The organism is Nocardioides bruguierae, from assembly GCF_023656415.1.
In the GTDB taxonomy this organism is placed as follows: Bacteria; Actinomycetota; Actinomycetes; order Propionibacteriales; family Nocardioidaceae; genus Nocardioides; species Nocardioides bruguierae.
The window spans coordinates 296,742-323,138 of record NZ_JAMOIL010000001.1 but is presented as its reverse complement, the minus strand read 5'-3'; the positions used below and the strand labels follow the sequence as shown (position 1 = coordinate 323,138).

General features: G+C 71.6%; 23 protein-coding genes. 6 read left to right on the top strand and 17 right to left on the bottom strand.

What is annotated here, in order from left to right:
* Positions 1 to 86: 86 nt before the first annotated feature.
* From pafA to dop, 6 genes are all read right to left on the bottom strand, one after another.
* A complete protein-coding gene (gene pafA / locus M8330_RS01580) occupies positions 87 to 1,448 on the bottom strand; it encodes a Pup--protein ligase (protein ID WP_250825895.1) in 1,362 nt (453 codons plus the stop codon).
* A gap of 35 nt (positions 1,449 to 1,483) precedes the next feature.
* Positions 1,484 to 2,095, bottom strand: a complete 612-nt coding sequence (locus tag M8330_RS01575) for a hypothetical protein (protein ID WP_250825894.1) — start codon at positions 2,093 to 2,095, stop codon at positions 1,484 to 1,486.
* A 615-nt stretch (positions 2,096 to 2,710) separates the two neighbouring features.
* A complete protein-coding gene (prcA, locus tag M8330_RS01570) occupies positions 2,711 to 3,484 on the bottom strand; it encodes a proteasome subunit alpha (RefSeq protein WP_250825893.1) in 774 nt (257 codons plus the stop codon).
* A complete protein-coding gene (gene prcB / locus M8330_RS01565; RefSeq protein WP_250054448.1) occupies positions 3,481 to 4,347 on the bottom strand; it encodes a proteasome subunit beta in 867 nt (288 codons plus the stop codon). Before prcB ends, prcA begins: the two co-directional genes overlap by 4 nt.
* Entirely contained in the window at positions 4,344 to 4,541 is a 198-nt protein-coding gene (locus M8330_RS01560; RefSeq protein WP_250054447.1) for a ubiquitin-like protein Pup, read from the bottom strand. The genes prcB and M8330_RS01560 overlap by 4 nt, the downstream gene beginning before the upstream one ends.
* A gap of 205 nt (positions 4,542 to 4,746) precedes the next feature.
* Entirely contained in the window at positions 4,747 to 6,258 is a 1,512-nt protein-coding gene (gene dop / locus M8330_RS01555) for a depupylase/deamidase Dop (RefSeq protein ID WP_272495061.1), read from the bottom strand.
* A 146-nt stretch (positions 6,259 to 6,404) separates the two neighbouring features.
* On the opposite strand from dop, the gene M8330_RS01550 reads away from it, so the two are divergent.
* On the top strand, positions 6,405 to 6,938 hold the full coding sequence (locus M8330_RS01550) for an aminoacyl-tRNA deacylase (RefSeq protein WP_250825892.1): 534 nt from the start codon (positions 6,405 to 6,407) through the stop codon (positions 6,936 to 6,938).
* A gap of 162 nt (positions 6,939 to 7,100) precedes the next feature.
* Here M8330_RS01550 and arc read toward each other — a convergent pair whose 3' ends face one another.
* The 3 genes from arc to M8330_RS01535 form a co-directional block, all read right to left on the bottom strand.
* Positions 7,101 to 8,891 (bottom strand): proteasome ATPase, encoded by a 1,791-nt coding sequence (gene arc / locus M8330_RS01545; protein WP_250825891.1) that lies wholly within the window; start codon positions 8,889 to 8,891, stop codon positions 7,101 to 7,103.
* A gap of 246 nt (positions 8,892 to 9,137) precedes the next feature.
* Complete coding sequence (locus M8330_RS01540; protein ID WP_250826040.1) at positions 9,138 to 10,073, bottom strand: tRNA (adenine-N1)-methyltransferase; 936 nt, start codon at positions 10,071 to 10,073, stop codon at positions 9,138 to 9,140.
* A 114-nt stretch (positions 10,074 to 10,187) separates the two neighbouring features.
* Positions 10,188 to 11,318 (bottom strand): site-2 protease family protein, encoded by a 1,131-nt coding sequence (locus tag M8330_RS01535; protein WP_250825890.1) that lies wholly within the window; start codon positions 11,316 to 11,318, stop codon positions 10,188 to 10,190.
* A gap of 88 nt (positions 11,319 to 11,406) precedes the next feature.
* On the opposite strand from M8330_RS01535, the gene M8330_RS01530 reads away from it, so the two are divergent.
* Positions 11,407 to 12,336, top strand: a complete 930-nt coding sequence (locus tag M8330_RS01530; RefSeq protein WP_250825889.1) for a RecB family exonuclease — start codon at positions 11,407 to 11,409, stop codon at positions 12,334 to 12,336.
* Between the two features lie 21 nt (positions 12,337 to 12,357).
* On the opposite strand, the gene M8330_RS01525 is transcribed toward M8330_RS01530, so the two are convergent.
* A complete protein-coding gene (locus M8330_RS01525; RefSeq protein WP_250825888.1) occupies positions 12,358 to 13,059 on the bottom strand; it encodes an HAD family hydrolase in 702 nt (233 codons plus the stop codon).
* 226 nt (positions 13,060 to 13,285) lie between these two features.
* Positions 13,286 to 17,038, bottom strand: coding sequence for a methionine synthase (gene metH / locus M8330_RS01520; protein WP_250826039.1), 3,753 nt, complete (start codon positions 17,036 to 17,038; stop codon positions 13,286 to 13,288).
* Positions 17,039 to 17,234: 196 nt separating this feature from the next.
* Between metH and M8330_RS01515 the strand changes: the two genes are divergently transcribed.
* Entirely contained in the window at positions 17,235 to 18,083 is an 849-nt protein-coding gene (locus tag M8330_RS01515; protein ID WP_250054436.1) for a PAC2 family protein, read from the top strand.
* 138 nt (positions 18,084 to 18,221) lie between these two features.
* On the opposite strand, the gene mshC is transcribed toward M8330_RS01515, so the two are convergent.
* From mshC to M8330_RS01495, 4 genes are read right to left on the bottom strand one after another with little or no spacing between them, the layout of a single operon-like run.
* Positions 18,222 to 19,442: a cysteine--1-D-myo-inosityl 2-amino-2-deoxy-alpha-D-glucopyranoside ligase gene (gene mshC / locus M8330_RS01510; RefSeq protein ID WP_250825887.1), complete on the bottom strand. Its 1,221-nt coding sequence runs from the start codon at positions 19,440 to 19,442 to the stop codon at positions 18,222 to 18,224.
* A 24-nt stretch (positions 19,443 to 19,466) separates the two neighbouring features.
* Complete coding sequence (locus M8330_RS01505; RefSeq protein ID WP_250825886.1) at positions 19,467 to 20,255, bottom strand: SCO1664 family protein; 789 nt, start codon at positions 20,253 to 20,255, stop codon at positions 19,467 to 19,469.
* A 10-nt stretch (positions 20,256 to 20,265) separates the two neighbouring features.
* Positions 20,266 to 20,844 carry a DUF3090 domain-containing protein gene (locus tag M8330_RS01500; protein ID WP_250054430.1) on the bottom strand — a complete coding sequence of 193 codons (579 nt, stop codon included), beginning with the start codon at positions 20,842 to 20,844 and terminating at the stop codon, positions 20,266 to 20,268.
* Positions 20,845 to 20,853: 9 nt separating this feature from the next.
* On the bottom strand, positions 20,854 to 21,579 hold the full coding sequence (locus M8330_RS01495; RefSeq protein WP_250825885.1) for a histidine phosphatase family protein: 726 nt from the start codon (positions 21,577 to 21,579) through the stop codon (positions 20,854 to 20,856).
* A gap of 76 nt (positions 21,580 to 21,655) precedes the next feature.
* Between M8330_RS01495 and corA the strand changes: the two genes are divergently transcribed.
* Positions 21,656 to 22,657: a magnesium/cobalt transporter CorA gene (gene corA, locus M8330_RS01490; protein WP_250825884.1), complete on the top strand. Its 1,002-nt coding sequence runs from the start codon at positions 21,656 to 21,658 to the stop codon at positions 22,655 to 22,657.
* Between the two features lie 92 nt (positions 22,658 to 22,749).
* Here corA and M8330_RS01485 read toward each other — a convergent pair whose 3' ends face one another.
* Positions 22,750 to 23,595, bottom strand: a complete 846-nt coding sequence (locus tag M8330_RS01485) for an undecaprenyl-diphosphate phosphatase (protein ID WP_250054424.1) — start codon at positions 23,593 to 23,595, stop codon at positions 22,750 to 22,752.
* 173 nt (positions 23,596 to 23,768) lie between these two features.
* On the opposite strand from M8330_RS01485, the gene M8330_RS01480 reads away from it, so the two are divergent.
* Both M8330_RS01480 and M8330_RS01475 read left to right on the top strand, forming a co-directional pair.
* On the top strand, positions 23,769 to 24,716 hold the full coding sequence (locus tag M8330_RS01480) for an aldo/keto reductase (RefSeq protein WP_250054422.1): 948 nt from the start codon (positions 23,769 to 23,771) through the stop codon (positions 24,714 to 24,716).
* A gap of 42 nt (positions 24,717 to 24,758) precedes the next feature.
* The gene (locus tag M8330_RS01475; RefSeq protein ID WP_250054420.1) at positions 24,759 to 24,977 is read left to right on the top strand and encodes a DUF5703 family protein; all 219 of its coding nucleotides are present in this window, start codon (positions 24,759 to 24,761) and stop codon (positions 24,975 to 24,977) included.
* Between the two features lie 54 nt (positions 24,978 to 25,031).
* On the opposite strand, the gene M8330_RS01470 is transcribed toward M8330_RS01475, so the two are convergent.
* Positions 25,032 to 26,390 (bottom strand): M20/M25/M40 family metallo-hydrolase, encoded by a 1,359-nt coding sequence (locus M8330_RS01470; protein WP_250825883.1) that lies wholly within the window; start codon positions 26,388 to 26,390, stop codon positions 25,032 to 25,034.
* Positions 26,391 to 26,397: the final 7 nt, after the last annotated feature.

Genomic DNA, 26,397 nt, shown 5'->3' with positions numbered 1-26,397 from the left:
GTGTTCCTCCAGGTGGCCGCATGGTGCTGCGGCCGATGGTTCGGGTCGTGCGGACCTTGAGACCTTACAGACCCGACCTGTGGGACTCACATGCCGTCGATGAGGCGCTGCACACGCTCGTCGTGGGCCCGGAACGGGTCCTTGCACAGGACCGTGCGCTGGGCCTGGTCGTTGAGCTTGAGGTGCACCCAGTCGACGGTGAAGTCGCGGCGCTTCTCCTGGGCGGTGCGGATGAACTCACCCCGCAGCCGGGCGCGAGTGTTCTGCGGGGGCACGGACTTGGCCTCGAAGATCGCCAGGTCGTCGGTCACCCGCTCGACCTTGCCGCGCTTCTCCAGCAGGTAGTAGAGGCCGCGACCCCGGTGGATGTCGTGGTAGGCGAGGTCCAGCTGCGCGACCCGCGCTTGGCCGAGAGGGAGCCCGTGCTTGGCCCGGTAGGCCTCGATGAGCTTCCACTTGATGACCCAGTCGATCTCCCGGTCCACCAGGCCGAGGTCGTCGCTCTCGACCGCCTTGAGGGTGCGCTCCCACAGGTCCAGCGTGCGCTCGATGACCGGCGTGGAGATCTGCCGGCGGTCGACGAAGTCACGGGCCTTCGACAGGTACTCGGCCTGGATCTCCAGCGCGCTGGCCTCGCGGCCGTTGGCCAGGCGGACCTTGCGGCGGCCGGTCACGTCGTGGCTGATCTCGCGGATCGCGCGGATCGGGTTCTCGAGGGTGAGGTCGCGCATGACCACGTCCTCCTCGATCATCCGCAGCACCAGGTCGGCGCTGGCGACCTTCAGCATCGTCGTCGTCTCGGACATGTTGGAGTCGCCGACGATGACGTGCAGCCGGCGGTACTTCTCGGCATCGGCGTGCGGCTCGTCGCGGGTGTTGATGATCGGGCGGCTGCGCGTGGTCGCGCTGCTCACGCCCTCCCAGATGTGCTCGGCGCGCTGGCTGACGCTGTAGCCGGCGCCACGAGGCGTCTGCGTGACCTTGCCCGCCCCCACGATGATCTGGCGGGTCACCAGGAACGGGATCAGCACGTCAGCCAGCTTGCTGAACTCCCCACTGCGGCTGACCAGGTAGTTCTCGTGGCACCCGTAGGAGTTGCCGGCCGAGTCGGTGTTGTTCTTGAACAGGTAGATCTCGCCGGCGATGCCCTCGTCGTGCAGTCGCTGCTCGGCGTCGGCGAGGAGCCCCTCGAGGACCCGCTCCCCCGCCTTGTCGTGCGTCACGAGCTCGGTGATGTCGTCGCACTCGGGCGTCGCGTACTCGGGGTGGCTGCCGACGTCCAGGTAGAGCCGGGCGCCGTTGCGGAGGAAGACGTTGCTGGAGCGGCCCCAGCTCACGACCTTGCGGAAGAGGTACCGCGCCACCTCGTCCGGGCTCAACCGACGCTGCCCCTTGAACGTGCAGGTGACGCCGTACTCGTTCTCGATGCCGAAGATGCGTCGGTCCATGACTGAACACTACGCCCGGCGGCAACGGTCGGGGGTCAGGCTGCGGGATCGGGTTTGGCCACCAACCTGCTCTTCTGAGGTCGATCTCGGCCTGTTCGTGACCAATCGTCGAAGCCGCCGAGCCGCCGCCAGCGCTGGATCAGTCGTCCGTAGCCCTCCCCGTACATGGAGTTGGACACCAGCCGCTTCCATCGCGCCAGCCTGGTGGGGTCCCACGGGCGACCGAGGGCGGAGTCGATGTCGGCCAGAACGTCGGCGGGCCGGTTGAGCAGGTCGTCCAGCACGTAGCCGCGTCTTTGGTACCGCGGTTGCAGCCGGCGGTCTCGCCGCAGGTCGCTGCGGTGCTGGGCCGCGTCACGGTGGTGCTCCCCGTCGTACTCGTGGACGCAGCAGGTGCCGTCGAGCAGGAGGTCGACGCGTCCGAGGAAGGTGCCGCCTGCCCGTAGCTCGACCTGGGGCGTGACCTGCGCGCCTGCTGCCAGGTGGAGAAGGCGCAGGAGGGTCTCGCCGGGCGACTCCGCCCGGGGGTCCGACAGCAGCCAGGCCGTGCGCAGGGCGCGGACGCCGGGGCGGCCACTGCCGAGGACCAGAGCCATGGCGGCCTCGTCCACGTGCCCGAGGCGGCGGGCACTGTCGATCATGATCACGAGGTCGAGCGTGCCGAAGTCCCGCGCAGCGCGCAGCAGGACCTCCTCGGGTGAGTCGACGGCATGCCGCAGCCCCGGGGAGACCGCACGGAGCCAGGTGGGGTGAGACGGCTGTGCGGCCTGCGTCCGCCGCAGACGGGAGCAGATCAGACCCGGTCTCCGGGGGCGTGGGTCCCGCTCCCCCACGGAAGCGAAGACGGGTGGCACTGCCGGCAACTTCGGGAGGCTCCACCCCAGGAGCCGCGCCGCCGTGACGGAGGTGAAGGTGGCGCCGTCGGGGAGCAGCAGCAGGACGGCGGACAGGTCGTCCCGCCACCGTTGCTCTCTCGAGCGGTGCTGGGCGTGGGGGACGTAGAGCCCGTGGGAGACGCGTCGGTGGGTCGCAAGTGAACGCTGCCCTCGGACTGGGCCGGATTCGATGGATGGCATGGCCTCAGGGTCGTGCGGTCGCACGGCCCGTGGTCCGGGTCAGCTTCGGGCTGTGGAGAAGCCTGTCGTCGGTGCAGGCTGTGGATCGTGGGTGGTGCGGTGCGCCCTGCGCCAGAAGCACGTTTGGTCACCAACCCGAGATCCAGAGGGCTCCTGGAGCGGGTTGGTGACCAAACTGTGGCGAGGTCACGCGATCGGCGGCGCGATCGGAGGCTCGGGGGGACCGTCCTCGGTGCTCGGCTCAGGCGCCGTCGGGACGGCGTCGGTCGGCCCGAGCAGCGCCTCGAGCCGAGCCGGGCTGAGCCGGGAGAACTTGCGGGGCTGGAGGCGCGTACGGTCCAGCACCGCGACCTCGAGCGACGTCGCGGAGATCGAGCGGTCCTCCGACTCGGAGTGGCCGAGGGCGCTGACGGCGAGCCGGAGGGCGTCCTCGAGCGAGGAGCCGGCCGAGTACCGCTCCTGGAGGTAGGCGCCCACCACGTCCGAGGCGCCGCCCATCACGGCGTAGCCGTGCTCGTCGGCGACCTGACCGTCGTAGGTGAGCCGGTAGATCTGGTCGTCGGCGGCGGTGTCGCCGATCTCGGCGACGAAGATCTCCACCTCGTACGGCTTCTCACCACCGCTGGAGAAGATCGTGCCCAGCGTCTGGGCGTAGGCGTTGGCGAGGCCGCGACCGGTCACGTCGCGCCGGTCGTAGGCGTAGCCACGCATGTCGGCGAGCCGCACCCCGGCGATCCGCAGGTTCTCGAACTCGTTGTAGCGACCCACGGCGGCGAACGCGATGCGGTCGTAGATCTCCGAGATCTTGTGCAGCGCCTGCGAGGGGTTCTCGGTGGCGAAGAGGACGCCGTCGGCGTACTGGACGGCCACCACCGACCGGCCGCGGCCGATGCCCTTGCGGGCGAAGTCGGCCCGGTCCTTCATCAGCTGCTCGGGCGAGACGTAGAACGGTGTGCTCATGACTGGGCCCCCTCCCCGGAGCCGGGCAGGTCGAGCGGGGCGATCGGCCCGTCGGGTCGGCCCATGCGTGCGGCGATCACCCGGTCCGCGACGTCGGCTACCACGCCGGCGTCCACCCGGCGACCGCCCTCGGCGGTGACGACGTGCACGATCGGGAAGATCCGACGCCCGACGTCGGGGCCGCCGGTGGCGGAGTCGTCGTCGGCGGCGTCGTAGAGCGCCTGGACGGCGGCGGTGATCGCGCCCTCGACGGAGAGGTCGGCGCGGTACAGCTTCTTCAGCGCACCGCGGGCGAACAGCGAGCCGGAGCCCACGGCGTGGAAGCCGGTCTCCTCGTAGCGGCCACCGGTCACGTCGAAGGAGAAGATGCGGCCCGAGCTCGTGGCCATGTCGAAGCCGACGAACAGAGGGACGACGGCCAGGCCCTGCATCGCCATGCCGAGGTTCGCGCGGATGATGCCGGCGAGCCGGTTCGCCTTGCCGTCGAAGGAGAGCGTGGTGCCCTCGATCTTCTCGTAGTGCTCCAGCTCGGTCTGGAAGAGCCGGATCATCTCCACGGCGAGGCCGGCCGTGCCGGCGATGCCGGCGGCGGAGTACTCGTCGGTCGGGAACACCTTCTCGATGTCCCGCGAGGCGATGAGGTTGCCCATCGTGGCGCGGCGGTCACCGGCGATCAGCACGCCGCCGGGGAACGTCAGGGCGACGATGGTGGTGCCGTGCGGCGCGATGTCGCCAGCCTGGCCGGGCGGCAGGTTGCGAGCGCCCGGGAGCAGGTCCGGGGCCTGGGCGGAGAGGAAGTCTGCGAAGGACGCACTGCCGGGCTGCAGGTAGGCGGCGGGCAGGCGAGGGTCGTCCGGGATCACTGGCCGCCCTTCTGGATGAACGACTTCACGAACTCCTCGGCGTTCGTCTCCAGCACGTCGTCGATCTCGTCGAGCAGGTCGTCGACCTCGTTGTCGAGGGCTTCCTTCCGCTCGGCGGCATCGGTCTCCGTGACCGTCTCCTCGGTCTCCTCGACCTCGGAGCCCTTACGCGGCTGCTTGTGCTCCTGTGACATGCACCGACCCTATCCCTCGGCGGGGACTTTCAGGAGGGACCGCGCGGATCATCTGGACTGGCGCGTCACACGGCTCTGTGGTGGCTCGTGGCTGGGAGTGCCTCCACGCCGGCCCCTCGGGTTTGGTCACCAACCCGCGGTCAACCGGCCCGGAACCTCGGGTTGGTGACCAAACGTGAGCCGTAGGGAGCAGGAGCCTCTGCGCTCAGGCCCCGGTGAGCTCGGTGAAGAGCTGCTCGGCGGTCCGGCATCGGTCCAGGAGCGCACCGACGTGCCGCTGGGTGCCGCGGAGGGGGTCGAGGGTGGGGATGCGCTGGAGCGACTCGCGGCCCTCGAGGTCGAGGATGACCGAGTCCCAGGACGCCGCGGCGACCGAGGAGGGGTAGCGCTCCAGGCACTGGCCACGGAAGTACGCCCGAGTGTCGGTCGGGGGCTCGTGCATCGCCGACTCCACCGCCGCGTCGTCGAGCAGGCGCTCGATGCGGCCCGCCTTCACGAGCTTCTGGTACAGGCTCTTCTCGGGGCGGATGTCGGAGTACTGGTAGTCGATGAGCTGCAGCTTGGGGTCGTCCCACTCCAGGCCGTCACGCTGCCGGTACTGCTCGAGCAGCTTCAGCTTGGCCACCCAGTCCAGCTCGCCGGCCAGGGACATCGGGTCCCGCTCCAGTCGGTCGAGGACCGACTCCCAGCGGGCCAGGACGTCGAGGGTCTGGGGGTCGGCGGAGTCGCCGAGACGAGTCTCGACGTACTTGCGGGCGAGCTCGAGGTACTCCATCTGCAGCTGGACGGCGGTCAGGGTCCGGCCGTCGCGCAGCGTGACCAGGTGCTGCAGCGACGGGTCGTGGGAGACCGACCGCAGGGCGGCGACGGGCTGGTCGACGGTCAGGTCGCGGTCGATGAACCGGTCCTCGATCATCGACAGCACGAGCGCTGTCGTCCCGACCTTGAGGTAGGTGGAGATCTCGGCGAGGTTCGCGTCACCGATGATGACGTGCAGCCGTCGGTAGACGTCGGGGTCGGCGTGCGGCTCGTCGCGGGTGTTGATGATGGGGCGCTTGAGGGTGGTCTCCAGACCCACCTCGACCTCGAAGAAGTCGGCGCGCTGGCTGATCTGGAAACCGTGCTCGCGGTTCTCCTGCCCGATCCCGACCCGCCCGGCGCCGCAGACGACCTGTCGGCTCACGAAGAACGGGATGAGGTGCTTGATGATGTCCGCGAACGGGGTCTTGCGGCGCATCAGGTAGTTCTCGTGCGCGCCGTAGGAGGAGCCCTTGCCGTCCGTGTTGTTCTTGTACAGGACGATCGGAGCCCCGCCCGGCAGCAGAGCGGCGCGACGCGCGGCGTCGAGCATGACCTGCTCCCCCGCCTTGTCCCAGCGGACGATGTCCAGCGGCGTCGTCACCTCCGGCGTAGAGAACTCCGGGTGCGCGTGGTCGACGTAGAGCCGGGCGCCGTTGGTGAGGATGATGTTGGCCAGGCCCAAGTCCTCGTCGGTCAGCTGGGAGGCATCGGCCTTCTCCCGGCTCATGTCGAACCCGCGCGCGTCCCGGAGCGGTGACTCCTCCTCGAAGTCCCACCGCGCTCGCCTGGCCTTGAGGGTCGCGGAGGCGTAGGCGTTGACCACCTGGGACGACGCCACCATCGGGTTCGCCTTCGGGTTGCCGGTGACGGCGATGCCGTACTCGACCTCGGTACCCATCACTCGTCGCACGCTCATGGGACCGAGACTACGCACGTCACGGTCACCCCGGGGCCCGACGAGCCGCGCTCGCGGTGATCGGTCGGGCGGACGCGGCGGGGCGGCCGCGTCGTGGGACGTGCCGGTCGGGAAGGTCGCGGGGACTCGCCGCGTTGCAGTCCGTCGTGAGCCACGACCGCCCCGCCTCGTCCGCCCCTGTCGCCGAGGATGGCAGCCCCGACGACGCCAGGGACGCTCCCGGGACCCGCCGCGTGCTCGCGGCGGCCGCCGACCTGGGGCTGGAGGTGGAGGTGACCCGCCACGGTCGCGTGTCGTCGCTGGCCGAGGCCGCGGCAGCGCGTGGGGTGAGCCCGGACCGGCTGGTGAAGACGCTGGTGATCAGGCTCGCCGAGGACGACCACCGGTTCGTTCTCGTGCCGGGAGACCGCCAGATCGCCTGGCCCCGACTGCGAGCCGCCCTGGGGGTGAACCGCGCCGCGATGCCGCCGGCGGACGAGGCCCTGGCCGTGACCGGGTTCGAGCGGGGGACGATCACCCCGCTGGGCAGTACGACTCCGCTGCCGGTGGTGGCCGACGAGCGCGTCACGGGGCGGATCTCGCTGGGCGGTGGGGCGCACGGTGTCGGTATCACGCTGGAGGCGGGCCCGTTGCTGGCTGCTCTCGGTGCCCTCGTCGGGGACGTGACCGAGCCGCTGTAAGGCGGTGACCGACCCCCCCAGGACGTCACGTTTGGTCACCAACCCGGTGCCTGGGGCCGCTGAGGACATGGTTGGTGACCAAACCTGAGCCGGCGTCCGCTCACGCACCGCGGCCCCGAGCATCTGCTCGGGGCCGCGGTGGGTGTTGCCAGGGGCCAGGCGTCAGAGGTACTGGCCGGTGTTGGAGACCGACTCGATCGAGCGGCCGGGCTCGGTGCCCTGCTTGCCGGTGATGAGCGTGCGGATGAAGACGATCCGCTCGCCCTTCTTGCCGGAGATCCGAGCCCAGTCGTCCGGGTTCGTGGTGTTCGGCAGGTCCTCGTTCTCCTTGAACTCGTCCACGCAGGCCTGGAGCAGGTGCTGCACCCGCAGGCCCTTCTGCGCGTCGTCGAGACCGGAGTCGAGGAAGGACTTGATCGCCATCTTCTTGGCCCGGTCGACGATGTTCTGGAGCATCGCGCCCGAGTTGAAGTCCTTGAAGTAGAGGACCTCCTTGTCGCCGTTGGCGTAGGTGACCTCGAGGAAGCGGTTCTCGTCGGACTCGGTGTACATCCGCTCGACGGTGGCCCGGATCATCCCGTCCACGGTGGCCTGCTTGTCGCCACCGAACTCGGCGACGTCCTCCGGGTGCAGCGGCAGGTTGGAGGTCAGGTACTTCGAGAAGATGTCGCGGGCTGCCTCGGCGTCGGGTCGCTCGATCTTGATCTTCACGTCGAGACGGCCGGGACGCAGGATCGCCGGGTCGATCATGTCCTCGCGGTTCGAGGCACCGATGACCAGGACGTTCTCGAGCAGCTCGACGCCGTCGATCTCGCTCAGCAGCTGCGGGACGATCGTGTTCTCCACGTCCGAGGAGACACCCGTGCCACGGGTGCGGAACAGCGAGTCCATCTCGTCGAAGAAGACGATGACGGGCGTGCCCGCCGACGCCTTCTCCCGCGCCCGCTGGAAGACGAGGCGGATGTGCCGCTCGGTCTCGCCGACGTACTTGTTGAGCAGCTCGGGGCCCTTGATGTTCAGGAAGTAGGACTTGCCGGACGCGCCGGTCTTGGCGGCGACCTTCTTGGCCAGCGAGTTCGCGACCGCCTTCGCGATCAGCGTCTTGCCGCAGCCCGGAGGTCCGTACAGCAGGATGCCCTTGGGCGGCTTGAGCTCGTGCTCCTTGAACAGGTCCGGGTGCAGGTACGGCAGCTCGACCGCGTCCTGGATCTGCTCGATCTGGTTGCCGAGGCCACCGATCGACTCGTAGGCGATGTCGGGGACCTCCTCGAGGACGAGCTCCTCGACCTCCGACTTCGGGACCTTCTCGTAGGCCCAGCCTGAGCGGGTGTCGACCAGGAGGGAGTCACCGGCCCGGATCGCGTCCTCGAGCAGCGGCTGCGCCAGCATCACGACACGCTCGTCGTCGGCGTTGGCGATGACCAGGGCACGCTTGCCGTCCGCCAGCACCTCCTTGACCATGACGACCTCGCCGACGTCCTCGAACTCCAGCGCCGCCACCACGTTCATGGCCTCGCTGAGGAGGACCTCCTGGCCACGGCGCAGCTCGGTGGTGTCGACCGCCGGGCTGACGTTGACGCGCATCTTGCGGCCGGAGGTGAACACGTCCACCGACTCGTCCTCGTTGGCGGAGAGGAACACGCCGAACCCGGCCGGGGGCTGGGCGAGACGGTCCACCTCCTCCTTGAGCTTCGTGATCTGGTCACGCGCGTCGCGCAGGGTCTGGGCGAGCTTCTCGTTCTGCCCGGTCACCGACGACAGCTGACGCTGGGTGTCGGTGAGCCGCGCCTCGAGGCTGCGGCTGCCGGCGGGAGCCTCGGCGAGTCGACGCCGCAGGTCGCTCACCTCGGACTCCAGGAACCGGACCTGCGTCGCCAGCTGCTCCGCACTTCCGGGGCCACGCTCGGTCGGGGTGTCGGCGTGGTTGTTCTCGTTGGGCTCGGATGTCGTCATCAGCGCACCTCCTGTGGCTTCGACCCTACCCCCGGGACGACCCCGTGCGACCCCCTCTGCAACGCCGAGCGGTCACGATTTCGGCGCTTTGCCGTGACCATGCGGTGGGTCAGACAGGCCGGTCCGGACGAGCGGCCGGTGGCGACATCGCCTCACGTTTGGTCACCAACCCGGTGCTGGACGCCGTTCGACACCGGGTTGGTGACCAAACCCGATGCTCCGGGCGAGCGGCTGCGCGAGCCGGAGTCAGCTCTCGTCCGCGTCCGCGAGCACCTGCTCGAGGGTGGGGACGTCGGCGGGCCGCGGACCGCGGTAGTCCGGGCCGTAGGCGCCGGGAGCGGGACGGCGGGTGCGGCGCGGCGGCTTCTGCCCCGGTGCCATGCGACGCGCGGTGACCAGGAAGGCGGTGTGCCCGACCATCTTGTGGCCGGGGCGCACGGCCAGGCCCTCGGTGTGCCAGTCGCGCACGAGGGACTCCCAGCCGTGGGGCTCGGTGAAGCCGCCGTGGGTGCGCACCGTCTCGACGAACCGCGACATCTGGGTGGTCGTGGCGATGTAGGCGCACACGATGCCGCCGGGCACGAGCGCGTCCGCCACCGCGTCCACGCACTCCCACGGGGCGAGCATGTCGAGGATGACGCGGTCCGCGGGCTCGCCGTCGGCCGGGAGCCGCTCGGCCAGGTCGCCGAGGCGCAGGCTCCACGAGGGGTGCACGGCGCCCTCGGGCACCGAGAAGAACTGGTGGACGTTGCGGCGGGCGACGTCCGCGAACTCCTCGCGCCGCTCGTAGGAGGTGACCGTGCCGTAGGGGCCGACCGCACGCAGCAGCGAGCAGGTCAGCGCGCCCGAGCCGACGCCGGCCTCCACCACGCGGGCGCCCGGGTAGATGTCGGCCTGCGCGACGATCTGGGCCGCGTCCTTGGGGTAGACGACCGCGGCGCCGCGCGGCATCGACACGACGAACTCGCTGAGCAGGGGGCGGAAGACCAGGTACTCACCGCCGGCGGAGGAGGCGATGGTGAAGCCCTCCTCTCGACCGATCAGGTCGTCGTGGTCGAGGTGGCCCTTGTTGGAGAAGAAGCGCTTGCCCGCCACGAGGGCGAAGTTGTGCTTGCGGCCCTTGTTGTCGATCAGGCGCACCCACTCGCCCTCGCGCAACGGGCCGCGGTGCACGCCGGACATCGCCTCGGCGGGCACGTCGACGGTCGGGTCGGACGGGGCGGCGGACTCCTCAGGCACGGGCGAACCCTACGGCCGCAGCGCGCCGGACGACGATTCAGCCGTGTGGTCGCCCGCTCAGCCCAGGGCCTCGCGGAACGCCGCGTCGAGGTCGGTGGTGACCAGGACGCCGTGCACGCCGCCGTCCTGCTCGACCAGGAGGTACTCCCCCGGGCCGGTGGCGGTGACGGCCTCGACGAGCGCCTCGCCGGCGAGGTCCGCCGCGAGCACCCGCGGGCCGTCGAGGGTCCGGGCGACGGTGCTGACCGCCATCCACGGCCAGCGCTCCTCGGGGGTGGCGAGCAGTGCGGGCTCGTGGACGAGTCCCGCGGGCGAGCCGTCCGGGGTGGTGGTGAGGATCGCTCCCGCCTGCGCCTCCCGCGCCCGGCGCACGGCCTCGGCCAGCGGCAGGTCGGCGGGCACCGCGATGGTGCGTCGTGCGAGCCCGCGTGCGTGCAGCGCCGGGAGGCGACGCCGGATCTTGGCCGAGGCGATCGCCTGGCTGCCCCCCTGCCACAGGAACGCCGCGACGAAGGCGAAGAGGAGGACGTCCACGACGGACGGGGCGGCGCCGGTGCGCAGGGTGCCGAGCCAGGGGTAGGCGATCGCGGCCACGGCGGCCACGCGACCACCCCAGCCCGCGACGATCGAGCCGCGGTGCCGGTCCCCGGAGAAGCGCCACACGACCGCGCGCAGCACCCGGCCGCCGTCCAGCGGGAAGGCCGGGACGAGGTTGAGGACGCCCACGACGAGGTTGGCGCCCGCGAGGCCCTCCAGCGCGAGCCGCGGCAGGCCCTCGGGAGTCAGCTGGACGAGGCCCAGCGCCAGACCACCGACGGCCAGCGACGTGAGGGGGCCGACGACGGCGACGAGCAGCTCCTCGCGCGAGCTGCGCGACTCCTCCTCGATCTGGGTCATGCCGCCCAGGAAGTGCAGCGTGATGTCGCCGACCGGCAGCCCGAGGCGCCGCGCCATCAGCGCGTGCGAGATCTCGTGGAGCAGCACCGAGCCGTAGAGCAGCACCGCAAAGGCGAAGCCCGCGACGTAGGCGAGAGCGCCCAGGCCGGGCCGCACCTGGTCCACGACGGGCGCCATGAGGAGGGCGATGAGGCCCGCGATCAGGAACCACGAGCCGGAGACGAGCACGTCGCTGCCGGCGATGGTGCCGATGCGGATCGTGCCCGGGGGTCGGGTGCGCGGGGAGCTCACAGCGCAGACGCTACCGAGCAGGCCGTAGCCGGTGTGGCCCGGCCCGGGCTCCCGTCGTCTGTCGGTGACCTCCCCTACGGTGAACACCATGACGCCTCCCACCTCGCTGCACGAGCCGGTCCGACCCGTCGGGGTCGCGCCGGTCTCCCCCGCGGAGGGCCACTCGACGCTCGTGGACGGCGTGGACGTGGTGGGGGCGCTCTCGCCCAGCCGCGCGTCGGACTTCCTCACGTGCCCGCTGCTCTACCGGTTCCGCAGCATCGACCGGCTGCCGGAGCCGTCGTCGCCGGCGCAGGTGCGTGGCACGGTCGTGCACAAGGTGCTGGAGACGCTCTTCGACCTGCCTGCGCTCGAGCGGACGCCCGAGCGGGCCGAGGCGCTGCTCGCCCCGGCCTGGGAGCAGCTGTGCGCAGGCGACCCCGGTCTCGCCGAGGTCCTTGAGGCGGACGGCGGCCAGGACGCCGTGTCGTGGTTGGCCGGCTGCCGCCAGTACCTGCGTCGGTGGTTCGACCTGGAGGACCCGACGCGCCTCGAGCCGGCCGAGCGCGAGAGCTACGTGGAGGCGGTGCTCGACTCGCGGCTGCTGCTGCGCGGGTTCATCGACCGGCTCGACGTCGCGCCCGACGGACGCATCCGGGTCGTCGACTACAAGACGGGCCGCTCCCCCGGCCCCGGCTTCGAGGCCAAGGCCATGTTCCAGATGCGGTTCTACGCGCTGGTCCTGTGGCGGGCCCGCGGCGTGATGCCGACCCTGCTGCAGCTGGTCTACCTCGGCAACGGGGAGATCGTCCGCTACGAGCCCGACGAGGACGACCTGCTCGCCACCGAGCGCAAGGTGACGGCCATCTGGCGGGCCATCGCGTCGGCCACCTCGTCGGGCGAGTGGCAGGCGAAGAAGTCGAAGCTGTGCGGGTGGTGCTCGCACCAGGCGCTGTGCCCCGAGTTCGGTGGCACTCCCCCGCTGCTGCCCACCCCGGTGGTTCCCAGCGCCGACGAGGACGCCGACGCCCTCGACTGACTTCGTTCGGGCGCCGAGGCCTCAGCAGGCGCAGCGACCCTCGGCGACGAGCGCCGGGAGGTCGGCGACGCCGATGCCGTCGAGACTGTCGCGCTTGACCCGCCGCTCACCGTCAGGCACGGGCACGTGGTGCTCGACGACGAGGACGGTGCAGCCGGCCGCCACCGCGGAGCGGGCGCCTGTGCTTGAGTCCTCGACCGCGAGGCAGTCCTCGGGAGCGACCCCGAGCTGCTCGGCCGCCACCAGGTACGGCTCGGGGTGCGGCTTGCCGTGGGTCACCCGGTCACCGGTCACCACGGCCGCGAAGGTCCCTGCCGGGAGGTGGGCCAGGATCGGGTCGACGAAGCGCTGGTAGGACATCGTGACCAGCGCGCACGGCACCGCATCGTCGCCGAGCGCGGTCAGGAGCTCGCGGGCGCCGGGGCGCCACGGCACCGACTCCTGGACGCGGGCCACGACCCCGTCGAGCAGCTCCTCGACGATCTCGGCCGGGCTCTGCTGCAGACCCATCTGCTCCTTGATGGCCGCCCCTGAGACCAGCAGCTCGTTGCCGACCAGTCCGAGCGCCTGCTCGTGGCTCCACGTCGAGCCGTACTTCTCGGCCATCGCGAACTCCGTCGCGATCCAGTACGGCTCGGTGTCGACGAGGGTGCCGTCCATGTCCCACAGGACGGCGGTCGGCATCGTCTCGCGGCCTGCCTCGGGGGATGCTGCCTGGGTCACGACCTCAGTCTTCCCCATCCACCGCGCCTGCGGCGGATCGGGCGCGGTGACGGCCGGCACTCGTGGTGGTCGGTCGCTGCGAGCGCACCGTTTGGTCACCAACCCGGTCCGAACGGGCCCCGGTCCCGGGCCGGTGCCATCGGTCGTCGCGACACGGTTTGGTCACCAACCCGGTGCTCGGGGCCTCTGGAGACCGGGTTGGTGACCAAACGTGGGGTCAGGAGGCTCAGTCCTCCGGGTCGTAGCCCAGGTTCGGGGAGAGCCACTTCTCGGCGGTGGCGACGTCCCAGCCCTTGCGCTCGGCGTAGTCGGCGATCTGGTCCCGACCGAGACGACCGACGACGAAGTACTGCGACTCGGGGTGGGAGTAGTAGACGCCGGAGACCGACGCGCCGGGCCACATGGCCATCGACTCGGTGAGCGTGATGCCGGTGGAGGCCTCGACGTCGAGCAGCTCCCAGATGGTCTGCTTCTCGGTGTGGTCGGGGCAGGCCGGGTAGCCCGGGGCCGGGCGGATGCCGCGGTACCTCTCCGCGATGAGCGCCTCGTTGTCGAGGGACTCCTCGGCGTCGGAGGCCCAGAACTCGGTCCGCACCCGCTGGTGCAGCCGCTCCGCGAACGCCTCGGCCAGCCGGTCGGCGAGCGCCTCGAGCAGGATCGCGTTGTAGTCGTCCAGGTCGTCCTTGAACTGCTGGACCCGCTCGGGCAGCCCGATGCCGGCGGTCACCGCGAACGCACCGACGTGGTCGGCCAGCCCGGTGGAGACGGGCGCGACGAAGTCGGAGAGCGCCCGGTGCGGGACGCCCGCCCGGTGCTCGCCCTGCTGCCGCAGCTGGTGCAGCACCGCCTTCGTCGAGGAGCGGGTCTCGTCGTCGTAGACGACCACGTCGTCGCCGTCCGAGGCCGCGGGGAAGAGGCCGTAGACGCCGTGGGCGGTCACCCACTTCTCCTCGACGATCCGGTCCAGCATCGCCTGGGCGTCGTCGTAGAGCTTGCGCGCGGTCTCGCCGTGGCTGGGCGAGTTGAGGATGTCGGGGAACTTGCCCTTCATCTCCCAGGCGTTGAAGAACGGCTGCCAGTCGATGTACTCGCGCAGCTCGCTGATCGGGTAGTCGGCCAGCACGTGCACGCCGGGCGTGGCGGGCACGGGCGGGACGTAGCCGGTCCAGTCGATCGGGGTCGCCTGGGCGCGGGCGTCGTCGATGCCGATGAGCTTGCGCTCGGACTTGCCGGCGTGCCGCTCGCGCAGCCCGTCGTAGTCGGCCTTGGTGTCGGCCATCAGCTTCACCCGACGCTCCGGGTTCAGCAGCTGGGAGACCACCGGCACCGACCGCGAGGCGTCCTTCACCCAGATGACCGGGCCCTCGTAACGCGGGTCGACCTTCACGGCCGTGTGGGCACGGGACGTGGTGGCGCCGCCGATCATCAGCGGCAGGTCCATCCCCAGGCGCTGCATCTCGGCCGCGAAGGAGACCATCTCGTCCAGCGACGGGGTGATGAGCCCGGACAGCCCGATCACGTCCGCGTCGTGCTCCTTGGCGGCGTCCAGGATCTTCTGCGCCGGCACCATGACGCCGAGGTCGATGACCTCGAAGTTGTTGCAGGCCAGGACGACGCCGACGATGTTCTTGCCGATGTCGTGCACGTCGCCCTTGACCGTCGCCATGATCACGGTGCCGTTGGAGCCCTTGGCCGAGGCGAGCGAAGGGTTGGTCCGCTTCTCCTCCTCGATGAACGGGATGAGGTAGGCGACGGCCTTCTTCATCACGCGCGCGGACTTCACGACCTGCGGCAGGAACAACTTGCCGGAGCCGAACAGGTCGCCGACGACGTCCATGCCGTCCATGAGCGGGCCCTCGATGACCTCGATCGGGCGACCGCCGCGGCCCTCGATCTCGGCGCGCAGCTCCTCGGTGTCGGCCTCGACGTGCGCGTCGATGCCCTTCACCAGGGCGTGGGTGATCCGCTCGGCGGCGGGCAGCGAGCGCCACTCCTCGGTCTTCGCCTCGGTCTCGGCGGCGGTGCCGCGGAACCGCTCGGCGATCTCCAGCAGTCGCTCGGTGGCGTCGGTGCCGTCGGGGGTGGGTCGGTTGAGGACGACGTCCTCGATGGCGTCGCGCAGCTCGGGGTCGACCTGGTCGTAGACGACGAGGGCGCCGGCGTTGACGATGCCCATCGTGAGCCCGGCCCTGATCGCGTGGAACAGGAAGACGGCGTGGATCGCCTCGCGCACGACGTTGTTGCCGCGGAAGGAGAACGACACGTTCGAGATGCCGCCGGAGATCTTGGCCCCGGGCAGGTTCTCGGTGATCCAGCGCGCGGCCTCGATGAAGTCGGTGCCGTAGGTGGCGTGCTCCTCGATGCCCGTGGCGACGGCGAAGACGTTGGGGTCGAAGATGATGTCCTCGGCCGGGAAGCCCTCCTCCTCGACCAGGATGCGGTAGGCGCGGGCGCAGATCTCCTGGCGGCGGGCGAGGTTGTCGGCCTGGCCGTCCTCGTCGAAGGCCATGACGACGGCCGCGGCACCGTAGGCCTTGCAGAGCCGGGCGTGCTCCCGGAAGGGCTCCTCGCCCTCCTTCAGCGAGATCGAGTTGACGATCGCCTTGCCCTGCACGCACTTCAGGCCGGCCTCGATCACCTCGAACTTCGAGGAGTCGACCATCACCGGGACGCGGGAGATGTCGGGCTCGGAGGCGACCAGCTTGAGGAAGCGGTCCATCGCCGCGACCCCGTCGATCATCCCCTCGTCCATGTTGACGTCGATGACCTGCGCGCCGTTCTCGACCTGCTGCGCCGCCACCGACAGGGCGGTGTCGTAGTCGCCGTCCTTGATCAGGTTGCGGAACTTCGCCGAGCCGGTGATGTTGGTGCGCTCGCCGACGTTGACGAACAGGGAGTCGCCGTCGATGGTGAACGGCTCCAGGCCGGAGAGGCGCATGGCGGGGGCCACCTCGGGCACGGGACGCGGCGCCACCTGCGCCACCCGCGCGGCCACCGCCGCCACGTGCTGCGGGGTGGTGCCGCAGCAGCCGCCGACGATGTTGACCAGCCCGGCGTCGGCGAACTCGCCCACGACGGCCGCCGTCTGCTCGGCGACCTCGTCGTACTCGCCGAACGCGTTCGGCAGGCCGGCGTTGGGGTAGCAGGAGACGAACGTGTCCGCGATGCGGCTCATCTCGGCGATGTAGGGCCGCATCTCGGCGGCGCCCAGGGCGCAGTTGAGGCCGATGGCCAGGGGCTTGGCATGCCGCACCGAGTTCCAGAACGCCTCGGTGGTCTGACCGGAGAGGGTGCGCCCGCTGGCGTCCGTGATGGTGCCCGAGATGATCACCGGCCAGCGGCGTCCGGACTCGACGAACAGCTGCTCGACCGCGAAGATCGCGGCCTTGGCGTTGAGGGTGTCGAAGATCGTCTCGATGATCAGCAGGTCCGCGCCGCCGTCCACGAGCCCGCGGGCGGCCTCGAGGTAGGCGGGCACGAGGTCGTCCCAGACCACGTTGCGGGCGCCGGGGTCGTTGACGTCGGGCGAGATGGACGCCGTCCGCGTGGTCGGCCCCAGGGCGCCGGCGACGTAGCGGGGCCGCTCGGGCGTGGCGACCGTGTCAGCGGCGCGCCGGGCCAGCCGGGCGGACTCCAGGTTCAGCTCGTAGGCCAGCGCCTGGAGGCCGTAGTCGGCCAGCGAGACCGAGTTCGCGTTGAACGTGTTGGTCTCGATGACGTCCGCGCCGGCCTCGAGGTACTCGCGGTGGATGCTCTCGATGATCTGCGGCTGGGTGATGGTCAGCAGGTCGTTGTTGCCGACCAGGTCGCCGCCGGCGTAGTCGGCGAAGCGGACGCCGCGGTAGCCCGCCTCGTCCGGCCTGTCGCGCTGGATCGCGGTCCCCATGGCGCCGTCGAGGACGAGGATGCGCTCGCGCAGCATCTCGGCGAGCACCTCGTGGACGTCGGGACGCCAGTCGGTGGCGTCGACCCGGTCCATGGCCGCGACGCCCTCGACGGGTGCCTGCGGCTGGGTGTCGGCGGTGCTCGGGACGCTCACGCGTGCTCCTCTCGGGGCCGCCGTGGGTCCGGCCGGAGGTGAGGGAGGTCCCGTTCGACGGCGAGGGTGGATCACAAGCGTGACACCAGGCTGCGCGAGCGGGGAAATCGTGGCCCGGCGGCTCTAGGGTGGGTGGGTGATCGAGTTCGACGAAGCCCCCGACCTGGTGGACCCCATCGTCATCGCGGCCTTCGAGGGCTGGAACGACGCCGCGGACGCCTCCTCGTCCGTCGTGGACCACCTGCTGGACGTCTGGGACGCGCGCGTCGTCGCGCAGCTGGACCCGGAGGACTTCTACGACTTCCAGGTCAACCGGCCCGTGGTGGGCAACGACGAGCACGGGATGCGACGCATCACGTGGCCCACGACGAAGATCGCCGTCTGCTCCCCGCCGGGCATGAACCGTGACGTCATCCTCGTGCGCGGCATCGAGCCGAACATGCGGTGGAAGCAGTTCTGCACCGAGATCCTCGCCGCGATCGACGAGCTCGGTGGCGGCCTGGTCGTCACGCTGGCGGCCCTGCTGGCCGACACCCCGCACACCCGGCCCATCCCCGTCACCGGCACGGCCACCGAGCCCGAGCTGGTGGACCGGCTCAAGCTCGAGCAGTCCACCTACGAGGGCCCGACCGGGATCGTCGGGGTCTTCCAGGACGCCTGCGTGCGGATCGACATGCCGGCCGTCTCCTACTGGGCGGCCGTGCCCCACTACGTCGCACAGCCGCCGTGCCCCAAGGCCGCGCTGGCGCTCATCGGACAGCTCGAGGACCTGCTGGAGATCTCGATCCCCCTGGGCGAGCTGCCCGAGGACGCCCGCGCCTGGGAGCGCGGCGTCGACGAGCTGGCGGAGGAGGACGACGACATCGCCGACTACGTCCGCTCCCTCGAGGAGACCCGCGACACCGCCGACCTGCCCGAGGCCTCCGGCGAGGCCATCGCCCGGGAGTTCGAGCGGTACCTCAAGCGGCGTCAGGACGACGACTGACCGACGCCCGGCCAGGGTCGGTGGCACGGGCTCCGACCTCGGGTTTGGTCACCAACCCAGTCCGGGAAGCCTCCTGACCCCACGTTGGTGACCAAACGTGGGGTGGACCCACCGGCAGTCAGGCCCGGCCCGGCAGTCTCAGACCAGCACGCCGAGCGCGGCGTCCAGCACGGGGGCGAGGACGGCGGCGGCGTCGCCGTCCGTGGTGTCACCGGCGAGGGTGGCCTCGGCCCAGGCGTCGACGAGCGCGACCGCCCGGGGGGCGTCGAGATCGTCGGCGAGCGCGTCGAGGACCCCGGTGACGACCGGAGCAGTCGGGGCGCCGGCGCCCAGGGCCAGGGCGCGGCGCCAGATGTCGACCTGCTCGAGGCTGCGCACCAGCTCGGCGTCGGTCCACTCCCAGTCGCTGCGGTAGTGGTGACGCAGCAGGGTGAGCCGCACGGCCATCGGGTCGACGTCGGCAGCCCGGAGACGGGAGACGAAGACCAGGTTGCCCTTGGACTTCGACATCTTCTCGCCGTCGTAGGCGACCATGCCGGCGTGCCCGTAGGCCTTGGCGAACGGCGCGGCGGCGGCGACCTGGACGTGCGAGGCGCACATCTCGTGGTGCGGGAAGACCAGGTCGGAGCCACCGCCCTGGACGTCGAAGGTGGCGCCGAGGTGCTCCAGCGCGATGGCGGCGCACTCGATGTGCCAGCCGGGCCGGCCGGGGCCGAAGGGCGAGGGCCACGCGGGCTCGCCGGGCCGCTCGCCGCGCCACAGGAGGGCGTCGAGGGGGTCCTTCTTGCCGGCGCGGTCGGGGTCGCCGCCACGCTGGGGGAAGATCTCCAGCATGGTCTCGCGCGAGAACCCGGACTCCTCGCCGAAGGCGCCGTCGGCGGTCACCGAGAAGTACAGGTCGGTCTCGACCTGGTAGACGGCGCCGAGCTCCTGGAGGCGCTCGATGAGCGCGATGACCAGCGGGATCGACTCCACCGCCCCCATGTAGGTGTCCGGCGGGAGCACCCGTAGTGCCTCCATGTCGCCGCGGAACAGCTCGGTCTCGCGCTCGGCGAGGGCGGTCCACTCGATGTCGTCGCGGTCGGCGCGCTCCAGCAGCGGGTCGTCGACGTCGGTGACGTTCTGGACGTAGGTGACCGCGTGGCCGGCGCTGCGCCAGGCACGGTTGAGCAGGTCGAAGGCGACGTACGTGGACGCGTGCCCCATGTGGGTGGCGTCGTAGGGCGTGATGCCGCAGACGTAGAGCCGGGCCGGGCCGTCGGGGACGAGCTCGACGCGACCCGCGGTGGCGGTGTCGTGCAGCGAGACCGCGGGGGCGACGGGGGTGGTGGGGACGTCCGGGGCAGACCAGGCGCGCATGGGCCCGACACTAGTCCCCGGCCCTCAGAAGGGCGGCCAGGGGATGGCAGGTCCGTCCCCGGGCGGGGCCGGCATCACACCGGAGGCGAGCAGCCGGTCGCACCGCCGGGCGACGCAGTCGACCTCCAGCGGGTCCAGCAGGGACGCCAGCGTGGCGCCGAGCCCGCCGGCGAGCCCGACCCGCACGCGGGTCACCGCCTCGCAGGACTCCTCGTCCAGCGGCTCGCCGAGCCACCCCCACAGCACCGTGCGCAGCTTGTGCTCGCTGTGGAAGGCGATCCCGTGGTCGATGCCGTAGCGGTGCCCGCCGGGCATCTCCAGCACGTGCCCGCCCTTGCGGTCGGCGTTGTTGATGATCACGTCGAGCACGGCCAGCCGGCGCAGCTGCGGGCTGTCCTCGTGCACGAGCGAGACCTCGCGGTCGCGGGCGTCGTACCCGTCGAAGACGTGCAGGTAGCCCTCCGGCACCGCGCGCGACGGCACGATCGCGACCGCGTCCTGCGCCTCGTCCGGCTCCTGCCACTCCTGCACCATGCCCTCGCCGTGCGGGCCGTCGCGCAGCCAGGTGCGGGGCACGGGTACGGGGAAGTCGTCGCCGGCGAAGGTGCGGGCCACCTCGTAGGCGGCCACCTCGCGGCGGGCGAGGACGGCGCCGGGGAAGTCCCACAGCGGCTTCTCCCCCGCCACCGGCTTGTAGACGACGCGGGTGCCGGCGACCTCGCCGACGAAGGTGGCGTTGGAGGCGGAGAGGACGCGACCGTCCAGCGCGAGGTCGCCCTCGCGCAGCTCCGCCTCCACGTCGACGTCGGTCACCGGTGGCGCGTCACACCGGGTCGCGGCGCTTGAACCCGTTGGCGCGCACGCACAGGTGGCCCTCCGGGTCGACGGGGAGCCCGCAGAACGGGCAGGCCGGCCGCCCGGCGCCCACGACCCGCTCGGCGCGCTGCACGAACGCGCGGGCGGCCCCGGGGGTCAGGCGGACGAGAAGCAGCTCCTCGGGCTCCGGCTCGGTCAGCTCCTCGTCGAGCTGGTCCGGGCTGACGACGGCGGCCTCGGTGAACGGGAAGACCTCGATCACCACGCGGGCGTCGTCGGGGTCCCACGACAGCGTCATGGTGCCGGCGCGGAACTCCTCCTCGATCGGCTGGTCGAGCGGGGAGTTGTCGGCCGAGCCGAGCGGTGCCATCGCGGGGACGACGGCGGCGCCGCCGTCCGTGGACATGACCTCGTCCAGGAGCTCGTCGACCCGCTCGGCGAGCGCGGCGACCTGCTGCTTCTCCAGGGCCACGCTGACGAGCCGCGCACCCTCCCGCGCCTGCAGGAAGAAGGTGCGCTGACCGGGTTCGCCGACGGTGCCGGCGACGAAGCGCTCCGGCGGGTCGAAGGAGTGGACGAGAGGCATGTCGTCAGCCTAGGCGGAGACCCCGGCCGGGGGTTCCCCCGGACCCGCTCCCCCGCCGACCGCCGCGTCGTCGGAGGCGGGTGCCTCGGTCGAGGCCGGGGGCTTGAGCCAGGACAGGTCGCCGGCGTGGGTGTTCTGGGCGAGCACGGTGGGCCGGGAGTCGCCGAAGCGGACGATCGAGATGGACGCCGGGTCGACGTGCAGCCGCTGGAACAGGTCCAGGTGCATGCCGAGGGCGTCGGCGAGCAGCGCCTTGATGATGTCGCCGTGGCTCACGGCCAGCCAGACGGCGTGGGGGCCGTGGGCGGCCTGGACGGCGGCGTCGTGGCGTCGCACGGCAGCCACCGCGCGCGCCTGCATGGTGGGCATGGACTCCCCGCCAGGGAAGTGCACGGCCGAGGGCTGGGCCTGCACGACCTTCCACAGCGGCTCGGCGGCGAGGTCCTTCAGCGCGCGGCCCTGCCACTCGCCGTAGTCGCACTCGCTGATGCCCCTCTCGATCGCGCTGGGGACCTCGCCCTGCTGGGCGTCGAGCACCAGGCGGGCGGTCTGTCGGCACCGCTCCAGCGGGCTGACCACCGCGGCGGCCAGGGGCACCGGGGCGAGCCGCTCCCCGGCACGCCGGGCCTGCTCGCGTCCCGTCTGGTCGAGGCGGACGCCGGCGGTGCGGCCGGCCAGCACGCCCGAGGCGTTCGCAGTGGTGCGTCCGTGCCGCAGGAGGATGACCGTCGCCATGGCCGCGACCCTACCCAGCGGTGCCCACCCGCGTGGGGGCCGCGGTCGGCCGCCCGCGAGGACTAGCGTGCCGAGCGTGATCGTGGACTCCGCCGCCTACCTGCAGGGACGTCGCGTCGACGTGGGCTGTGCGCCGCAGGACTTCGCGCGGCTGCGCGCTGCTGTCGCCCGCCCCGACCAGCACGCGGACGGCGAGCGCGGGTTCGTGTGGGTGGGGCTGCACGACCCGGGGCAGCGCGAGCTCGCCGAGGTGGCCGACGCCTTCGGGCTGCACCCCTTGGCCGTCGAGGACGCGCTCACCGCCCACCAGCGGCCCAAGCTGGAGCGCTACGACGACAGCCTGTTCCTCGTCCTCAAGACGCTCTGGTACGTCGACGCCGAGGACGCGGTCGAGACCGGCGAGGTCGCCCTGTTCGTCGGGGAGGACTTCGTGATCACGGTGCGGCACGGCGGCGGCTCGGAGCTGGCCACGGCCCGGCAGACGCTGGAGCGGCAGCAGCAGGTGCTCAGCCACGGGCCGTCGTCCGTCGTCTACGCCGTCACCGACCACGTCGTCGACGGCTACCTGAAGGTCGTCGAGGACCTCCAGGTCGACGTGGACGAGGTGGAGGTCTCGGTCTTCTCCCCCGCCCGCACCGACGACTCGATGCGGATCTACACGCTCAAGCGCGAGATCGCCGAGGCCCGCCGCGCGGTGATGCCGCTGCGCGAGCCGATGCGGCGCTTCTCCTCGGGCGCCGTCAGCGGCATCGCCGAGGAGGCCGGCCCCTTCTTCCGCGACGTGCTCGACCACCTCAACCAGGCCGCCGAGGCCGTGGACTCGCTCGACAGCCTGCTCTCGACCGCCTTCGACGCCTCGGTCGCGCGGCTGGGCATCCAGCAGAACGACGACATGCGCAAGATCTCGGCCGGGGCCGCGCTCGTGGTCGTCCCGACCCTGATCGCGGGCGTCTACGGCATGAACTTCACCCACATGCCGGAGCTGTCCTGGACGTTCGGCTACCCGTTCGCGTTGCTGCTGATGGTTTCCGCCGTCGTCGGGCTCTGGGTGTTCTTCAAGCGGTCCGGGTGGCTCTGAGGCCGACCCGGGACCTCACGTTTGGTCACCAACGTGGTGCTGAACGCCCGTAAACCCCGGGTTGGTGACCAAACCCGAGCAGTGGCGTCGGTTCAGGCCGCGAGGACCCCGGTCCCGACGAGGACGAGGACGGCGGCACCGAGCACGACCCGGTAGACGACGAACGGGGTGTAGGTGCGGGTGGTGACCCACCGCAGCAGCCAGGCGATGACGGCGTAGCCGACGACGAACGAGACCACCGTGGCGACGAAGGTGTCGAGCCCGGTGTAGCTGTTGGCGCAGGCCTCGGTGCCGGGCTCGCAGCCGATGACGTCCTTCAGCTCGAACAGGCCGGCACCGATGACGGCGGGGATGGCCAGCAGGAAGGCGAAGCGGGTCGCGGCGGCCCGCTCGTAGCCGAGGAAGCGGCCCATCGACAGCGTGGCGCCGGAGCGGGAGACGCCGGGCACCAGGGCGGCTGCCTGCGCGAAGCCCATGAGGATCGCGTCCCGCATGGTCAGCTCGCCGATGGCGCGGCGGTTGGCGCCGATCCGGTCGGCCAGGCCGAGGACGAGGCCGAGGACGATCAGGGTGGTGCCGACGATCCACAGGGAGCGCAGGTCGTTCTCGATCACGTCCTTGAGCGCGATGCCGAGCACCACGATCGGCAGCGAGCCCACGATGATGTACCAGCCCAGGCGGGCGTCGGCGTGCCCGCGCCACTCGGGCTTGAACAGGGCCAGGACCCACGCCTTGATGATCCGCGCGATGTCGTTGCGGAAGTAGACGAGCACCGCCAGCTCGGTGCCGATCTGGATGACCGCGGTGAACGCGGCACCGGGGTCGCCCCAGCCGAACAGCTCGGGGTAGATGCGCAGGTGTGCGCTGGAGGAGATCGGCAGGAACTCGGTGAGTCCCTGGATGATGCCGAGCACGACTGCCTGGAGGAGATCGACCACGGGCCCTGACAATAGGGCCAGGACCTGCACCGCACCTGACCGGACCCGCCGCCGCTGCCTGCTCCCGCGGAGGGCGTGAGCAACGCCACTGCGCGTGGCGGATCTCGCCCGGGCACGGCTCGAGCGGCCGGGGATGCACGGTCACGGGCCCTCGTCCCGCTAGGTTTTCCGCCATGCAGCAGCGCAGCGTGGGTGCCTCGGGCCTGCGGGTCTCCCGCCTCGGTCTCGGCACGATGACGTGGGGTCGCGAGACCGACGAGCACGAGGCGCGCGACCTCCTGACCGCCTTCGTGGGCGCCGGCGGCACCCTCGTCGACACCGCCGGGGTGTACACCGACGGCCGTGCCGAGGAGCTGCTCGGCGAGCTGATCGGGCCGGTCGTGGCCCGCGACGACCTGGTGCTGGCCACCAAGTCCGGCCTCGAGACCAGGCGCGGACGACGGCACGTGGACGCCTCGCGCGGGCGGCTGCTCAGCGGCCTCGACGCGTCCCTGCGTCGTCTCGGCACCGACCACGTCGACCTCTGGCAGGTCCACGCCCCGGATCCGTACACCCCGGTCGAGGAGACCCTCGCGGCGCTCGACCACGCCGTGGCGACCGGCCGCGCCCGCTACGTCGGGCTCTCCAACCACGCCGGCTGGCAGGTCGCGCAGGCCGCCACCTGGCAGAGGGCGGTGCCCGGGCGCACGCCGATCGTGTCGAACCAGGTCGAGTACTCCCTGCTCAACCGCTCGGTGGAGCTGGACACGGCCGCAGCGCTGGAGGCCCTCGAGGTGGGGCTGTTCGCCTGGTCCCCCCTGGGACGCGGCGTGCTGACCGGCAAGTACCGCACCGGGCTGCCCTCGGACTCCCGGGCCGCCTCGGAGCACTGGCGGCGGTTCGTGGAGGCGTACCTCGACGAGCGGGCCGGCTCCGTGGTCGGTGCCGTCGTGCGCGCCGCCGAGGGGCTCGACCTCTCCCCCACCCAGGTGGCGCTGGCCTGGCTGCGCGACCGTCCCCTTGTCACGGCCCCTATCGTGGGGGCTCGCACGACCGCGCAGCTGCGCGAGGCCCTCAGAGTCGAGGACGTCGTCCTGCCGGCAGAGATCACCGCAGCCCTCGACGACGTCAGCGCGGACTGACCTCCGCTCCGCCGTCGCTCGTCCGTCCCCGGGGAGGTCCCGATGCCACGAACAGACCGACGTGCCCCTCGACCCGGTGTCGAGTGGGAGTTCGAGCGCGTGAACTTCAGTCGTGAGCTGGGTCGCAACGTCGTGCGCAAGCTGCTGGTCGAGCGCGCCGAGCACGGCGGGTGGGAGCTCGACCGCGTGCGGATCACCGCCGACGGCGTGCGCCGGGTGACCCTGCGCCGCAAGATCATCCGGGCCGTCCGCACGGCCTGACCGGCCACCGGCCGGCCACGCCCGTATCAGGGGTCAGACGTCAGGCGTCACGCGTCAGGCGTCGCCGAGGAACCGGTCGAGCACGCGCGCGCCGAACTCGAGCGCGTCCACCGGCACCCGCTCGTCCACGCCGTGGAAGAGCGCGGTGAAGTCGAGGTCCGCCGGCAGCCGCAGCGGCGCGAAGCCGTAGGACTGCAGCCCCAGCTTGCGGAAGTGCTTGGCGTCGGTGCCCGCGCTCATCAGGTACGGCGCGACAAGGGCATCGGGGTCCTCGGCCATCAGCGAGCGGTGCATGGCGCGCACCGTGTCGCCCTCGTACGGGCTCTCCCAGGGCTGCTGGTGGGAGACGAAGTCCATCTCCACGCCCTCGCCGAGCAGGTCGGCCATGGTGGCGAAGAACTCGTCCTCGAAGCCCGGCAGGAACCGGCCGTCCATGTGGGCGGTGGCCTCGGTGGGGATGACGTTGACCTTGTACCCGGCCTCCAGCTGGGTGGGGCTGGCGACGTTGCGGATCACGGCGCCGAGCATGCGGGCCGCCGGCCCGAACTCCTCGATCAGCCCCGGCGCGTTCTCGGGGGTGGCCTCGACGCCCGCCAGCTCGCCGACCGCGGCCAGGCAGACCTCCATCGTGGGCGTCAGGCGCACCGGCCACTCGTAGGCGCCCACGCGGGCCACCGCCGCCGCCAGGCGGGTCACGGCGTTGTCGTCGTTGATCATCGAGCCGTGCCCGGCGCGGCCACGGGCGGTCAGCCGCATCCAGGCCATCCCCTTCTCGGCGGCCTCGATCAGGTACACGCGGCGGCCGCGCACCGTGGTGGAGAAGCCGCCGACCTCGCCGACCGCCTCCGTGCAGCCCTCGAACAGGTGGCGGTGCTGCTCGATCAGCACCTCCGCGCCGCGGTGGCCGCCCGCCTCCTCGTCCGCGGTGAAGCAGAGGACCATCTCGCGGTCGGGCACCACGCCCGCGCGGGCGCGCGCCCGCACGCTTGAGAGCAGCATCGCGTCGAAGTCCTTCATGTCGACGGCGCCACGGCCCCACACGTAGCCGTCCTGCACCTCGCCGGAGAAGGGGTGCACCTGCCAGTCCTCGGCGGCAGCAGGGACGACGTCGAGGTGGCCGTGGACGAGCAGGGCGCCCTTGGCCCGGGACTCCGCGGAGCCGTTGCCGCCCCAGCGCGCGACCACGTTCGTGCGGCCGTCGAAGCCCTCGATGACCTCCGAGGAGATGCCGACCTCGTCGAGCAGCGTGGCCACGTGCTCCGCGGCCTTGCGCTCGCCGGGGCCCTCGGCCTCGCCGTAGTTGGAGGTGTCGAACCGGATCAGGTCGCGGCACAGGTCGACGACCTCGGCCGCGGGGTCGTAGCCGGGGGCGGTGGGCTCGGTCGGGGCGGTCGCTGCGTCGTGGGGAGCCATGGGCCTC